We start from the raw sequence: 14,876 nt of genomic DNA, 5'->3' as shown, positions 1-14,876 counted from the left end.
TTTGTTGTCGTTTTTTCTCTGGAGTGGTCTGTTCTTTTGATTGTTCCATGATAGAATAAGTTCATATATAGGACAATCAGCCATAGTGGGAGTTGGCAATAATGAATCGAAGCGTAAGAGAAACATTTGCTGCACGGTTACCCAAAACAAAGCTATCGCAGAAAACGGATCAAGTAGTCGCGGTGATCGCTAATGGGAATCGCGCAACGGTCATGCTTCTGGAAAAAGTCGATCACGATTGGAAGTTGCAATTATCGACGGAAGGATTTGTCGGTACAAACGGTGTAGGGCCGACGCATGAAGGATTGCAAACCACACCTCAAGGTGCTTACCCGCTTGGATTCGCTTTCGGTACGGGAAATCCGGGTTCAGAACTTCCATTTCGCATGATCACACCGCGCTCATGGTGGGTTGAAGATGGAGCAGACCCGCAATACAATACATGGCAAGAAGGCGAAACATTTAAAGCGCCAAGTGAACACATGGCCGATTTTCCGGAATTATACCGCTACGGAATTGTCATCAATTATAATATGGAACGTGTCCCCTATGCAGGTTCCGGCTTTTTTGTGCACTGCTCTGGGAATGGGCCGACCGCGGGCTGCGTTTCGCTACCGACCCGGCAAATGAAACGACTGATGCAGCTGCTGCGTCCGGGCGCTTATATCGTCACCATGAATGATATAGGAGAACTTGGCGATTACTGAACGGGGCAATGAGCCTTGCCCTTATGCCATTTGAATGCATTGAGCCAGTTTTGTCACAATGGGCTGGCAAAAATGGCTTTAGTATGTGTTGTTTTAGTGAACGACAACTCACTATAATAGAAGAGTAAGAGATAGCGGACAGGAGCTTTTAGAAAAATGTAAGCGTTTTATTTAATGATCTATCTTACCTGAAACTACCTGCCATGTTAAAAGCAACGTGACATAAACGATTGAAGGAGGAAGGAATCATGTCCGGAGGCTCAAGTATTAAAGTAAAAGTTCAAAAGTTTGGTAATTTCCTGAGTTCTATGATCTTGCCAAATATGCCTGCTTTTATTGCATGGGGATTGATTACGGCACTTTTTATCCCAACAGGTTGGTGGCCAAATAAAGAACTTGCCACAATGGTTGATCCACTTGTAAAGTATCTGCTCCCAATTATTATTGGTTACTCAGGCGGAAAAATTGTGTTTGGTCATCGAGGCGGAGTTGTTGGAGCAATCGCCACGGCCGGAGTTATTGTCGGAACCGATATTCCGATGTTTCTTGGCGCGATGATTATGGGACCGCTTGGCGGTTACACCATTAAAAAATTCGATAAATCAATTGAGGGCAAAGTAAAAACAGGTTTTGAAATGCTTGTTGATAATTTTTCAGCAGGAATCCTCGGCGCAGTGCTTGCCGTGATTGCATTTCTAGGAATTGGTCCGGTTGTTGATGCGGTCAGCGGCGTACTGGCCGCAGGTGTGGAATGGCTTGTTAATGCCGGTCTGCTGCCTCTTGCCAGTCTCTTTATCGAACCAGGTAAAGTTCTGTTTTTGAATAACGCGATCAACCATGGTGTGCTGACGCCAATTGCAGTTGAACAGGCGCGTGAATATGGAAAATCAATGCTCTTCTTTCTTGAAGCAAACCCTGGTCCCGGCTTGGGTGTGTTGCTTGCCTATAGCTTCTTTGGCAAAGGCAATGCGAAAAAGTCGGCACCTGGTGCGGCCATCATCCACTTCTTCGGTGGGATTCATGAAATCTATTTCCCTTACATTCTAATGAAACCGCTTTTAATTGTAGCGACTATTGCCGGCGGCATGAGTGGGATCTTTACCTTAGTTACGTTGAAAGGCGGACTTGTCGGACCGGCATCTCCTGGCAGCTTTATTGCGATGCTGGCCGTGACGCCAAAATCGTTTAGTAGCTTCGCAGCGAATATTGCTGATGTATTTGTGGCAACCGCGGTGTCCTTTGCTGTTTCAAGCTTGATTCTGAAAACTGACAAAGCAGGCAATGGAAATCTAGAAGAAGCAACGAAAAAGATGGAAGGTATGAAAGGCAAGAAGAGCAGTGTATCCGGCGTGCTCACCAATGCAGAGGGCTTTGATCCTCAAGCGGTTAAGAAAATTGTTTTTGCTTGTGACGCAGGTATGGGTTCCAGCGCGATGGGAGCCTCTCTGCTGAGAAAAAAAGTAAAAGCCGCGGGATTGGATGTTTATGTGACGAACGCCGCAGTAAGCTCCATTCCAAGTGATGCGCAGATCGTGGTTACCCAATCTGAATTGACTCCAAGAGCCAGAGACAAGGCGCCTAATGCTTATCATGTGTCCGTCGATAATTTTCTGAGCAGCCCGGAATACGATCTTCTGCTTAATCAATTGAGCAAGGAAGGAAAGATTGAACCTGCAGCACCGGAAAAAACGAAACCAACAGCATTTGTCAATGGGGATATCCTTCGAAAGGAAAATGTGTTCATTAATCAAACATTTAAGACTAAGGAAGAAGCTATTCGTTTTGCAGGGCAAAAACTCGTTGACAGCGGCTACGTAAAACCGTCCTATATCGAAGGGATGATTGCACGCGATAAGATGATGTCTACGTATATGGGTAATGAAATTGCCATTCCTCATGGTACAGAAGAAGTGAAGCAAGAAGTACTGAATTCAGGTATCGTGATTGTTCAAATTCCAAACAGCGTTGATTTTGACGGAAATAAGGTACGGCTTGTATTCGGTATTGCCGGAAAGAACAACAGTCATCTCGAGATTTTATCGAAAATTGCGGTAGCGTGCTCAGATGTGATCAACGTTGGCGAGATGGTTCGAGCACAATCTGTTGACAATTTGTTGGCTGTCATTAATGACGCTGTTGCGCAAAATTCGTAAGTGCAATTTTTGGATGATACGCTCGCTATTGTGGTAGGGTTGAGTAAAAAAGGCGGATGAATCACATGTTCATGACCAACAGAGAAAAAACCATTCTTGAGCTGCTCATTAAAACAAGCGGCAGGCATTCGTCTTTGTCCATGGCGACTTATCTGCAGGTCAGTGTACGTACAGTTCACCGTGATCTGAAAAATGTAGAGAAGATACTCAAGCCGCTTGGCTTACGATTGATTCAGAACGAAGATAAGAGTTTGCAGATTCAAGGACCTGATAAAGCTGTTTTTGGACTTGTGCAGGAATTATCGAAAATAAAACCTGTGGATCTCTCAGCCAAAGAACGGAAGCTGCTGCTGTTTTTAAAATTATTGCAGGCCAATGATCCTTTGAAGACCGGACCTTTGGCGAAAGATCTTAATAGTTCATCGACGACTTTAGGCGGTTATCTTGACGACTTGTCTGATTGGATTCAGGACTTCGATGTGACTATTGATCGCAAACGAGGCGTAGGTATTCAAATGATCGGATCTGAACGATCAAAACGAACGGCGCTTGCCCATTTCTACCTGTTCTACTTTAATGAAGATCTGATTGAGGCAATCTTTCAAATTAATCACCAGGAATTAGATCCCGGGCAGCGCATCCTGCACTATTTTAAAGCGAATTACTTAATGACAATTGACCAGGCAATGGAGCAGAATATTGGGACGCTCTATGCGGAACTTGCCGACAGCGACTATGTAAGCTTTCTTATCCAGGTATGCATCGCATTGCAGCGCTATGAAGCAGGATGTCCGCTCGAGGTTGCTGAGGATCAAAAATGGCAAAGCAGCAATGAAATGGAAGCGTCACCTTTTGCTGAGAAAATCAGTTCGGTTCTATCTGAACAGTTGTCGATTAATTTGCCCGAGCAGGAGAAGGCATTCATGGTTACGCTTCTCAAGGGATCACGACTGCAGAGTGCCGAATCCATCTATTTTGATCAGGTGATTACGGGTAAAGCGATTAAGAAATTGATTCAACATGTCTCGCAGCAACTAAAGATTGATTTGACTAGTGATTTCTCATTATTTCAGGGATTGCTTGCGCATCTTGAGCCGTCACTATTCCGAATCAGGCAAGATTTGACCTCAATTAATCCATTGACCGGTCAAATCAAAGATCAATTTCCGGTGTTGTTTGATGTTACCAAACAAGCGTTGAGTCAAGTGTTTAAACAGATTCGATTTCCTGATGATGAGATTGCGTATATTGTGCTGCATTTTGGATCCGCACTGGAGCAGCGACAGCAACGACGGAGTATTCGCGCACTGGTTGTCTGTCCAACCGGAATTGGTGCATCCAAAATGCTGGCGGCGCGGCTTAGAAAAGAAATGCCGGAACTGTATTCGGTAACGGTCGCCTCAATTCATGACATGGGGCAGATGGATTTGATGCCCTTTGATCTGATCTTGTCCACCGTCCATCTGCCGAAGCAGAAAATCCCGTGCCTGTTTGTCAATCCGCTGCTCAGCCAAGAAGACGTTGAGACGATCGAAAATGTGACCCGTCATCTCTCGGAACGCACACCGGCTCCGGCTCTTCTTCCAGAAAGAAGCAGTTTCCGCAGGGAAGCGGATGTGCAGCGATCACTGACTCATCTGATGGATGATGTGGATCAGGCGCAAACGGCGATTCGAGCGATCATGAAGAACTTTTCTGTAATTCAGGTTCATGAAGCGGAAAAAATGAATACAGTGCTTATTAATTTGCTGGGTACAGCATTTGAACAATCGATCATCATCGATGTCAATTCTGTATATCGCAGACTGATTGAACGGGAACAAATGGCGGGACTTGCCATACCGGGAACGACTATGGCGCTGTTTCATTGCCGCGATGAGTCGGTGCGTGACCTTTGCTTTAAAATTGCGTATTCTGATCATCATTTTGAACTGGATTCTATGGATGGCGGCAAATGTCAAGTCAGTAACTTTTTGCTAATGATCGCGCCTGATCCGTTGAATCCGATTGCTCAAGAGGTGATCAGCACGATCAGTTCGTCACTCGTGGAGGATCGTGAAAGCACCCTGATTTTCGCCTCTGCAAATGAAGCGATGATTCGAACGAAATTGGAAGCTATTTTCTATCGATTTCTAATTCAAAAATTTAAATAAAAGGACTGAGGATAATGAATGAAGTCGTACATTTTGGTGCAGGTAACATTGGAAGGGGTTTCATTGGAGCGCTGTTTGCGGAATCCGGATACCATGTCAGCTTTGTCGATATTGCTGAACAGATCATTGACGCGTTGAACGAGAAGCAGACCTATCAGGTTAGAACCGCGACGGAGAATCAGGAAACGATCACGATTCACAATGTGGCAGGCATTAACAGCAAGACAAATCCGGAAAAAGTCGTTGAAGCGATTGGCAAGGCCGTTTATCTGACGACGGCGATCGGACCAAAGGTGCTTCCTTTTATCGCGCCGCTGATCGCTAAAGGGTTAACCGAACGCTTGAATCATACGGATGAAAAAATCTATGTGATTGCCTGTGAAAATCAGATTAACGCTACAGATCTCTTGAAAAAGGAAGTTCTGAAAGCGCTTGACGAAAAAACAATAGAGAAGCTTGACGGCAAAGTCTATTTCTTGAACTCAGCAGTGGATCGCATTGTGCCGATTCAGCACAATGAAGAATTGCTTGATGTACTCGTTGAGGATTATCGTGAATGGATCGTCGCTACCGATCAATCTCTGCCTGAAGTGAAGGGCATGCAGATCGTTCCGGATCTTGCTCCATACATTGAACGTAAGCTTTTTACCGTCAACACAGGTCATGCGACGACCGCGTATCTCGGTTATCAAGCGGGAAAAGAAAAGATCCATGAAGCGCTTCGTGATCCCGACATCTATCAGGATGTGAAAGCGACAATCGAGGAGACCGGAGCGTACCTAATCAAGCAATACGGATTTAAACCGGAGGTACATGAACAGTACATTGAAAAGATTCTGCATCGTTTTCAGAATCCGAAGCTGAACGATGACGTGACTCGAGTCGGACGTTCGCCACTGCGCAAACTCGGACCGGAAGATCGACTGGTGAAACCTGCGCGCGAAGCTGAAAAGCTCGGCTTGTCCTTCACGCATCTCGCCAAAGTGATTGCGGCGGCCCTTCGATTTGATGTAGCCGAAGATGCTGAGGCAGCGAACCTGCAGCAGCAGTTAAAGGAAAAGGGCGTGGTCGCCGTTCTGGAAGAAGTGAGCGGACTTGGGGCTGATGACCCGATTGCGAAGGAAGCCGTCCGCCAATATGAACAAAATAATCAGTTGAAATAAAAAAAGTAGTAAAAAGGGTGTCCCATAAGTCCAACTGGGCTTTGAGGCACCCCTTTTTTACAGGTTAAGAAAGTTTATCGTTTTGCCTTGCTGGTACGACGATAAGGTCACAAGATTCGGTTGGGCGATCAGGTAAGCGCCCAATCTGAGAAATAGACGGAAAAATTCCGCTTATCGCATCGAAAAACGTGAAAATGGAGGTTATTTCTGTGCATAGGCGGAATAATTACCCTTATTTACCTGTGAAACAAGCGCCATGATGCAGATAACTGGAAAATCTCCGCTTATTTTATTCCGGCCGCGTTACTTAATTAAAGATCCAAATGATTTATTAGAAAACTTGGCTTCGCCAAGCCCCTGGCGAAGGCGAAGACTTAGTTGCGACGGCCATGGACGGCCTAGTGTCCGGTGAGCCGCAGGACGCGGCGTTTTTCCGGACCGCTTACACTCGTTTCCTTTAAATGTTTTCTTATACTTTCCTACCAGTGTGAACTAGAAATGTCTGTCCAAGACAAGGTTGATGCTTCAAAACCGCATTTGGAGCAAAGGAGCTTAAGTATGTAAGGAACTTTCGCTAATTAGGCATATGTCCTGTATGCAATGCGAAAGTCATCACATCCTGTGAAAGTACGTCCTGTATGCAACGCGAAAGTCATCACATCCGGTGGAAGTAAGGACTGGGCGTTCTTTGCCTAGGCAAAAGGATGTGAATCAACGTTGCAGATGTGTGACTCTCATGGAGCGTTCCAGTTGATTGTCAGAAGACGTTCGCAGATAGAGTGATTTAGGCAGCTCCTCGGTTGCCTATGACCGTTTTGAGCCAGTGGAGGTATAAGATTTAGCTACGAGAGAAATCACTCCTGTGACGCCCATTATGTGAGAAATCAAAATTGGAAATAGGTTATTATTTTCTATAAAATACGAATAATGGATATATAAGTTTTTCTTGACATAATATGTATTAAGAGGATAATATAGAAATGTGGAAGCGCTTTAATAGGATTAAATGAAATCGTTTTCATACGTTGGTGGGAAGTTCACCAAACGGGTTATATTATCAATTAAAAAGTGAAATAGTTCACAAGGGAGAGGGTCAATCATGAAATTCACAGATGAAATTGCAATTGTTACCGGAGGAGCGCAAGGGATTGGCAAGGAAGTTGTTAAAGGAATTATTAGTGGAGGCGGTCAGGCAATAATTGTCGATATCAATGAAGCTGTCGCAAAACAAACCGTTGCCGAGTTGGGCGATCAAGTGTCTTTCTACAAAATGGACTTAAGCAACCCTGAAAATATTCGAGAAGTCATTAGTGCCATTCTAAAAAATCACAAGAAAATTGACATCCTCGTTAACTGTGCGGGTATCGTCAGTACGAAAAAATTTGAAGATTTAGGCGATGCGGAGTGGCAAAAAGTAATTCAAATTAATTTAACTGGAACTTTTACTACGATTCATGCACTTTTCCCTCATTTTAAAGAAAATCAAGGCGGAAAAATTGTTAATGTTTCGTCTGTTGCCGGCAAAATCGGCGGTGGATTGTTAGGAACCGCGGCCTACGCATCGAGTAAGGCAGGTGTCAATGGCTTAACTAAGGCGGTTGCCAAGGAAGGCGGAAAATACAACATCCATTGCAATGCGGTATGCCCTTCTTATACCAATACGACAATGACGACTGCTTTGTCGGAAGATGCTGACAAGAAGAAGAAAGTAATTTCGATGATCCCACTCGGAAGAAGAGCGGAACCGGTTGAGATCGCGCAAATGATCCTATTCTTTGCATCAAATCTAGCAAGCTTTGTTAACGGTGAAATTGGAGATGTGGATGGAGGAATCGTGCTAGACGGTTAATCCATTTTGACAGCGGGGAGGGACAGAAATGCAGATACTTGAATCAATTAAAAAGATTAAAATTCCTGGTGATACTATTGTAATTCCAATGTTTATTGGCTGTACCATTAATTCTATCGTTCCTCAGGTATTAGATATTGGAGGATTCACCACTGCAATTATTAATGGAACAGCACCGCTTGTCGGAGTATTCATGTTTTTCATTGGCGCAACGTTATCCTTTGGCAAAGCTCCTAGGGCGTTATATCGTGGTGGAGTTATCATCTCTGTGAAAATTGCTATTTCCGTATTATTGGGCCTTGCGGTCGCTTCATTTTTTGATAATAATTTTCTAGGGTTATCGTCCATTGCGATTATCGGCGCCATGTCCGTTGCCAATAATGCGCTCTACTCTGGAATCACTGCTACATTTGGCGATGAAGTTGACCGTGGCGCGGTGGCTATGACTACCATATCAGTAGGACCGACCGTCACAATGATCGCATTGAATGCAAATGGGCAAGCCTCCATTCCTTTTTGGGCAATCATAGGATCAATTCTTCCGCTATTCTTGGGAATGATTCTGGCGAACTCAAGTACTTTTTTGAAAAAACACTTATCAGCCGGAGTGACACCCATTATTATCATTTTAGGTTTTGTGCTTGGCGCCAATATGAATTTCTCACAGTTGGTTGAAGGCGGATTATCTGGTATCCTTTTAGGTCTCATTGTTGTATTCATAGGCGGGATCTTTGGAATATTCTCAGATAAACTTACCGGAGGAAGCGGGGTTGCGGGTGCTGCGATTAACAGCACAGCGGCGAGCGCAGTAGCTACTCCCGCTGCGATGGTCAATGTAGATCCTAACTTAGCGAGCATAGCTGCGATCGCGACACCGCAGATTGCAGCATCCGTGATCATCAGTGCCATATTAACACCCGTGGTCACCAATTGGGTATACAAGAGAAATAAAGCTAAGGTCAAAAGATTAGAAAAAGTTATCGTAGAGTGATGCCGGATTTATCCAATTGTTTCCGTTTTTGAAAACGATTACATCGATAGAAAAAATCCTCTTTACGATCACGAATGAAAAAGTGCATAAAAGCAAAAAAAATATTAATCGACTGATGCGCATCATTTAGTCAATCGAATAACAGGATAAAGAACGAGTAAAGGACAGCCAGCTCAAGAAAAAGACGACTCAAGAATTCAGAAAATGAATTCGAGTCGTCTTTTTTATCACGTTATTCTGTTCTTCCAAAAAATTTTTTGGGGTCATGGTCATACTAACGATTTCACATTCACCTGTTTCTTCCCATCAGGAAGATTTCGAAAGAGTGAACGGGTCGTTAACTTAATCAGCAGACAGCGCGTCAATTGGATTCAGTCGTGAAGCGCGTCTTGCCGGCAACAGTGCGGCGATAAACGAGATCACCAGAGCGATGATGATTGTTGAAATAATGTTCGCTACTGTAATCTGAACCATGTTGAATTTAACGATACCGTAGAGCAGGTGATTAAGCAGTGCACTGAATCCGTAAGCAAAGATTAGGGCGAGAACTGCCGAGAATAAGCCGATCAGGATTGATTCGGCGGTAAACAGTCGGCGAATGTCCTTCCTGCGTTGACCGAGTGCGCGCAGGATGCCGATTTCTTTCGTCCGCTCAGATACCGACATATACATAGTCACGATGATCATGAGGGCGGAAACCACAAGCGAAATGCCGGCAATCGCCGCGAGAACGATTGAGGCGATCTGGACGTATTGATTGACCGTGTCTAATATATCGCCGACGGTAATGGCTCCATAAACGTATTTATCGTTATCCTTTAACCCTTGGATCTTCTTGGCAACTTGTTTTACATAGGTTGGTTCGGTAACGTTAACGGAAATAAAGTTTGCCTTTGTCTCACCGTTCTTCTTCTCGATCAGTTCACGCATGGTGTGGTAGTTTGTTACCGCCGGAATGCTGGCCTGTCCACCGTTTGTGAACCCGACAACCTTTAGTTTGCCCGTGATCTGAATCGGCTGGTTTTTCGTATTGATCCATTGCAAAGTAAGTTTGATTGTTTTCCCCTGAAGCTGTTTGTAAGTTTTGGCACTGGTAAGGGAAATCGCCTGGTTCTTACTGATCACGATCTCGTTGTTCCCAGGTGCATGCCCCGTTTTAACCGTATCGTCGGCGAATGCCTTCGTCCACGTCTGAATCCCTGAGCTGCTCGAGTTCTTTTTGTTGTAGGATAAAGTGTACGTGCTGAGCTGATAGCCCGGTTCAACCTTGTCCACATGCTTTAAATCGCGCAGACGCTCAACCTGAGTGTCTTTAAACAGCAGTTTAGAAGGGTCATTCGCAAATTGCTGCATCGACTGCTGCAGTTCAGCGCTACCCATTTTCTTTCCGGTCGGGTTTTTCATCACAGTAATCGAATTGGGATTGATCATTGAATTAATTTGATCCTGGATGAAAGCGTTGACCCCGTTTCCTAGACCGCTAAAGAGCAGAACGGCGAACAGACCGATCGCTGTACCCAGCATGATGAGTGAATTACGCCAAAAATTAAAGGTGAGGTGTTTAAACGCATTCTTATAACTTGCTCCTGAGGAGAGCGGCTTTGCCTGAAAATCGTTATGAGCATCCGTTGGCATTTCATAGGCTGGTTTGAGTCGCGTGTCGCCATCAATTTTTCCATCGGTAAGATGGACGATCCGTGTTCCGTGATTGGCCACCTCTTGGGAATGCGTGACGGCGATAACCAGTTTCCCTTCCTCCGCAATCTGCTCCAAAAGCTTGAGAACCTCTGCGGTGTTCTTGGAGTCCAAAGCGCCTGTCGGTTCGTCCGCAATGATAATTTCAGGATCGCTTGCCAACGCACGCGCAATAGCCACACGCTGTTTCTGACCACCGGAAAGTTGACTCGGGCGTTTCTTTAAATGTTGACCTAGACCAACCTTTTTAAGTAACGTGATAGCCCGTTCTCTTCTCTGACTGCTGTTCAGCGTCGTCATATCTAAAGAAACCAAAACATTTTCAACGATGTTGAGATGACTAATGAGATTGTACGATTGGTAAATGTAACCAATCGTGCGGCGGCGGTAGTTGTCCAGTTGTTTCTCCTTGGTATGATCCAATTCTTTTCCGTCAACAGTTACTTGACCGGTGAATTTACGATCCAATCCGCCGATAATATTCATCAGGGTTGATTTACCGCCCCCGGATTCTCCTAAAATCGAAACGAATTCGCCTCGTTCCAGTTGGAGGTCAATGCCCTTCAATACGGGAAACTTCTCTTTACCTAAAAAGTATGCTTTGTGAATATCATGTAATTCGAGAAAGGCCATGTGTTTCCTCCTTTATTTTTAATACACAGTTAAATATAAAAAAACTAAAACAAAAAGTCAACATCGTTTTAGTTTTTTGACAAAATTAACATTTTTTCTTAAAATGAATAATGAAAAAACGAGCATGAAAGTGTGGATGTACAATGAAACGAAGTGAGCGAAAGGACATGATGCGCGAGCGTATTCTCGAGGCAGCCGCTAAAATGCATTTAAAAGCGGATCCGGAAGAGATAAAAATGCGTGATTTAGCGCAAATGATTGGCATTTCATCAGCAACCCTCTATAGCTATTTTTCAAGCAAGGATGAACTGTCACAGGCAGTTGTTATGCGGATCCTGACTAAGTTTCACGATACACTCATGGGTTATTTGAACGACCCGACGCTGTCATTTCCGGAGATCTTGCAACAGATGCAGCTGCTTTCTCAGCATGCGCATCGTAGTGTAAATGCGGAGATGGCGGAACTCATTTTCCAAATCTTTCAAGACAATAATGAGTTTGAGCTATTTTTTGACAGCCAGAGCGATTTTTGGCAGCAATTCGTTGCACGTGGGCGTAAGGACGGCTACATTGCCGATGATTTGAGCGATACAGCAGTTTTTATCTACATCGATATGTTCTTTCAGTACTTCCGCAATCGGCAGCATATGGAAAAATTCAATATGACCCCGCAGTCGTTGCAAAAAATTGACCATGAACTTGACATCATGTTTTACCGAGGCCTGTTTGGTAGTAAAGGTGCCTGCCCCGATCCTAACATGAAGCCTAATAAATACGTCTAATTTTTTTGAAGCAGGAAGGGCAGCAGCTTGTCTGCCTTTCTTTACAAGTTAAGAAAATATAGCGTTTTGTCTTACCGGTACGACGATAAGATCATAAGATTCGATTGGGGTGATCAGGTTAGCGCCCAATCTGAGAAATAAACGGAAAAATTCCGCTTATCGCATCGAAAAACGTGAAAATGGAGGGCTTTTCTGTGCATAAGCGGAAAAATTACCCTTATGTACCTGTAAAACAAGCGCCAGGATGCAAATAGCCGGAAAATCTCCGCTTATTTTATTCCGGCCGCGTTACTTAATTAAGGATCAAAATGATTTATTAGAAAACTTGGCTTCGCCAAGCCTCTGGCGAAGACGAAGACTTAGTTGCACTTATACTATGATCCTTAAAATTATATACTTTCTTATAGTATAAAAAAGCCCGAAATCCTTTGTAAAAAAGATTTCGGGCTCTTGTGTGATTACCCCATCAGGATTCGAACCTGAGCATCACGGAATCAGAATCCGTTGCCTTACCGCTTGGCCATGGGGTAATGAATCAGAACAAGAAATATTATAACCAGTAGAAAATAAAAATGCAAGGGTTTGTTCAAAAAAATTAATAGCGGATGAAGATGCGCTAGCAATAGGAGGAAGCGAATTAAGGAGACAAACCTATAATGGATGTAGAAATAATTGTGCGGATTGTATGGAGGAGTGATTGGGAAATTCAATGCCTGTCACATGGCGAACAGCATAACTGGTAAGTATCTGGCAAAGCGGATCCACAGATCAACAAAAATAGGCGAATTGGCCAATGCGTATTGATCGTTATTTCCTTTTAGTGGCATAATAGAGTTAAGATTTTATACCCTCCATGAGATAAAAAGGAGACATTCCCTAAAGAGAATAGAACGATTTTTCTTACATAGGCTTTGGTAATCGCCACTATCTATGTGAACGAAAGATCATGAGGAGAGATTACTATGCGTTTAGTTTTACTATCAGGCGGCTCAGGTAAAAGATTGTGGCCGTTGTCTAATGATGCACGATCCAAACAATTCCTGAGAGTGCTTGAAGATCATGATAAAAAGCTGTCATCAATGGTACAGCGCGTGTTTGGGCAACTTAATGAAGTAGGGCTCGGTCAGTCCACGGTGATCGCGACCGGTAAAGGCCAGGTTGAAATGCTTGAGAACCAGCTTGGAAAAGATGTGCCTTTAATTGTTGAACCGGAGCGTCGCGACACATTCCCGGCGATCGCGCTTGCGGCGGCTTATCTGTATACGATGACGGACAGCTCGCTGGATGATGCGGTCGCTGTTCTGCCTGTGGATCCATACGTCGACACCGCATTTTTCGAACGAATTCTCGATTTGGAGAATCTGCTCAACGAAACGAAAGCAGATTTGGCACTGATGGGTGTCAAACCGACCTATCCATCGGAAAAGTACGGCTATATGGTGCCGACTAAGGGCGAAAATAAAGACTATATCAAAGTCGACCATTTTACTGAAAAGCCGGACACAGAGTTGGCAAAGACGCTGATTAAAGACTCGGCGCTTTGGAACTGCGGGGTGTTCGCGTTCCGTCTAAAGTATGTGATTTCGATTCTTGAATCGCTTGGATTGCCGCTCAACTATGAGGAACTTTCGCAGCAGTTCAACAAGTTGCCAAAAATCAGCTTTGATTACGCGGTTGTGGAGAAGGCGAAAAACATTGTCGCGCTTCCATATGACGGATTCTGGAAAGATCTTGGTACGTGGAACACGTTGACAGAGGAAATGGCGACTAAACAAATTGGCAAAGGGATCATCAGTGATGATTCGGCAAACACGAATTTGATTAACGAACTTGATCTGCCGGTGACTGTACTCGGCGTCTCCAACGCGATTGTCGCAGTCAGCCCGGATGGTATTCTCGTATCAGATAAGGAACAAAGTCCACGCATCAAAGAAGTGATGAAGGGCTTTGATCAGCGGCCGATGTATGAAGAACGCAAATGGGGATCGTACCGCGTTTTGGATTATTCCCGCTACTCAGCCAACAACGAAGAAGTGCTGACAAAAAAGATCGTGATCAAAGCCGGTGCCAATCTCAGCTATCACTGCCACCACATGCGCAAGGAAGTGTGGACAATCGTCAAGGGCAGCGGGTGCTATGCGGAAAACGGCGTGATCCGTTCGATCAAACCCGGTGATGTAGTGATCGTGACGGCTGAAACGTTGCATGCCATTAAAGCGGATGAAGCACTCGAATTGATCGAAGTACAGATCGGCAGCCAGCTGATTGAAGAAGATATCGACCGCAAGCTGATGACCTGGAAAGAAATCGAAATGAATTGTTCGCAGGTACGCGGATAAAAAGTAAATTGCTGAAAAAAGGATGGGTAAAAGCCCATCCTTTTTTTCATACGATGAAACAGCGATCACTTAATCATTCAGATCTCTAAAGACAGTTGCCCATTGATAGGAATTTCCATATGACTACGTAGTATTAAGCTCCTCCGCAGTTGACGGAAGAAGCGCAGTAAACCTATAAGAGAAGGATTTGACCGAATATTGAAGTTCAACCTAACGAGGGAAAAGTCGAACCGAACCCGATCAAAGTCGAACCCAAGAGAGGAGAAGTCGAACCGAACCCGATCAAAGTCGAACCCAAGAGAGGAAAAGTCGAACCGAAGACCCGAAGTTGAACCGAACCATCGAAAAGTTGAACCGAACCCGATCAAAGTCAAACCCAAGAGAGGAGAAGTCGAACCGAAGACCCGAAGT

At 44.4% G+C, this 14,876-nt stretch carries 10 protein-coding genes and 1 tRNA gene; 9 read left to right on the top strand and 2 right to left on the bottom strand.

Annotated features, from left to right (window positions below):
- The first annotated feature begins 101 nt into the window (after window positions 1-101).
- From BM003_RS06600 to BM003_RS06575, 6 genes are all read left to right on the top strand, one after another.
- Window positions 102-707, top strand: a complete 606-nt coding sequence (locus tag BM003_RS06600) for a L,D-transpeptidase family protein (protein WP_093671333.1) — start codon at window positions 102-104, stop codon at window positions 705-707.
- Window positions 708-955: 248 nt separating this feature from the next.
- Window positions 956-2,860, top strand: a complete 1,905-nt coding sequence (locus BM003_RS06595) for a PTS mannitol transporter subunit IICBA (protein ID WP_093671331.1) — start codon at window positions 956-958, stop codon at window positions 2,858-2,860.
- A 65-nt stretch (window positions 2,861-2,925) separates the two neighbouring features.
- Window positions 2,926-5,013, top strand: a complete 2,088-nt coding sequence (locus tag BM003_RS06590) for a BglG family transcription antiterminator (RefSeq protein WP_093671329.1) — start codon at window positions 2,926-2,928, stop codon at window positions 5,011-5,013.
- Window positions 5,014-5,027: 14 nt separating this feature from the next.
- Window positions 5,028-6,176: a mannitol-1-phosphate 5-dehydrogenase gene (locus BM003_RS06585; protein WP_093671327.1), complete on the top strand. Its 1,149-nt coding sequence runs from the start codon at window positions 5,028-5,030 to the stop codon at window positions 6,174-6,176.
- A gap of 1,099 nt (window positions 6,177-7,275) precedes the next feature.
- Window positions 7,276-8,025: an SDR family NAD(P)-dependent oxidoreductase gene (locus BM003_RS06580; protein WP_093671325.1), complete on the top strand. Its 750-nt coding sequence runs from the start codon at window positions 7,276-7,278 to the stop codon at window positions 8,023-8,025.
- 28 nt (window positions 8,026-8,053) lie between these two features.
- Window positions 8,054-9,016, top strand: a complete 963-nt coding sequence (locus tag BM003_RS06575; protein WP_093671323.1) for a 2-keto-3-deoxygluconate permease — start codon at window positions 8,054-8,056, stop codon at window positions 9,014-9,016.
- A 342-nt stretch (window positions 9,017-9,358) separates the two neighbouring features.
- On the opposite strand, the gene BM003_RS06570 is transcribed toward BM003_RS06575, so the two are convergent.
- The gene (locus tag BM003_RS06570) at window positions 9,359-11,344 is read right to left on the bottom strand and encodes an ABC transporter ATP-binding protein/permease (RefSeq protein ID WP_093671321.1); all 1,986 of its coding nucleotides are present in this window, start codon (window positions 11,342-11,344) and stop codon (window positions 9,359-9,361) included.
- 143 nt (window positions 11,345-11,487) lie between these two features.
- Here BM003_RS06570 and BM003_RS06565 point away from each other — a divergent pair, with 143 nt between their 5' ends.
- Window positions 11,488-12,126, top strand: coding sequence for a TetR/AcrR family transcriptional regulator (locus BM003_RS06565; protein WP_245734112.1), 639 nt, complete (start codon window positions 11,488-11,490; stop codon window positions 12,124-12,126).
- 458 nt (window positions 12,127-12,584) lie between these two features.
- Here BM003_RS06565 and BM003_RS06560 read toward each other — a convergent pair.
- A tRNA-Gln gene (locus BM003_RS06560) sits at window positions 12,585-12,656 on the bottom strand.
- A gap of 432 nt (window positions 12,657-13,088) precedes the next feature.
- On the opposite strand from BM003_RS06560, the gene BM003_RS06555 reads away from it, so the two are divergent.
- Both BM003_RS06555 and BM003_RS17820 read left to right on the top strand, forming a co-directional pair.
- Window positions 13,089-14,465 carry a sugar phosphate nucleotidyltransferase gene (locus BM003_RS06555; RefSeq protein ID WP_093671319.1) on the top strand — a complete coding sequence of 459 codons (1,377 nt, stop codon included), beginning with the start codon at window positions 13,089-13,091 and terminating at the stop codon, window positions 14,463-14,465.
- 198 nt (window positions 14,466-14,663) lie between these two features.
- On the top strand, window positions 14,664-14,876 hold a 213-nt coding region (locus BM003_RS17820), incomplete at its 3' end, for a hypothetical protein (protein ID WP_218143226.1).

This window comes from Sporolactobacillus nakayamae (assembly GCF_900113325.1).
Lineage (GTDB): Bacteria > Bacillota > Bacilli > Bacillales > Sporolactobacillaceae > Sporolactobacillus > Sporolactobacillus nakayamae.
This window is presented reverse-complemented; position numbering and strand designations above follow the sequence as displayed.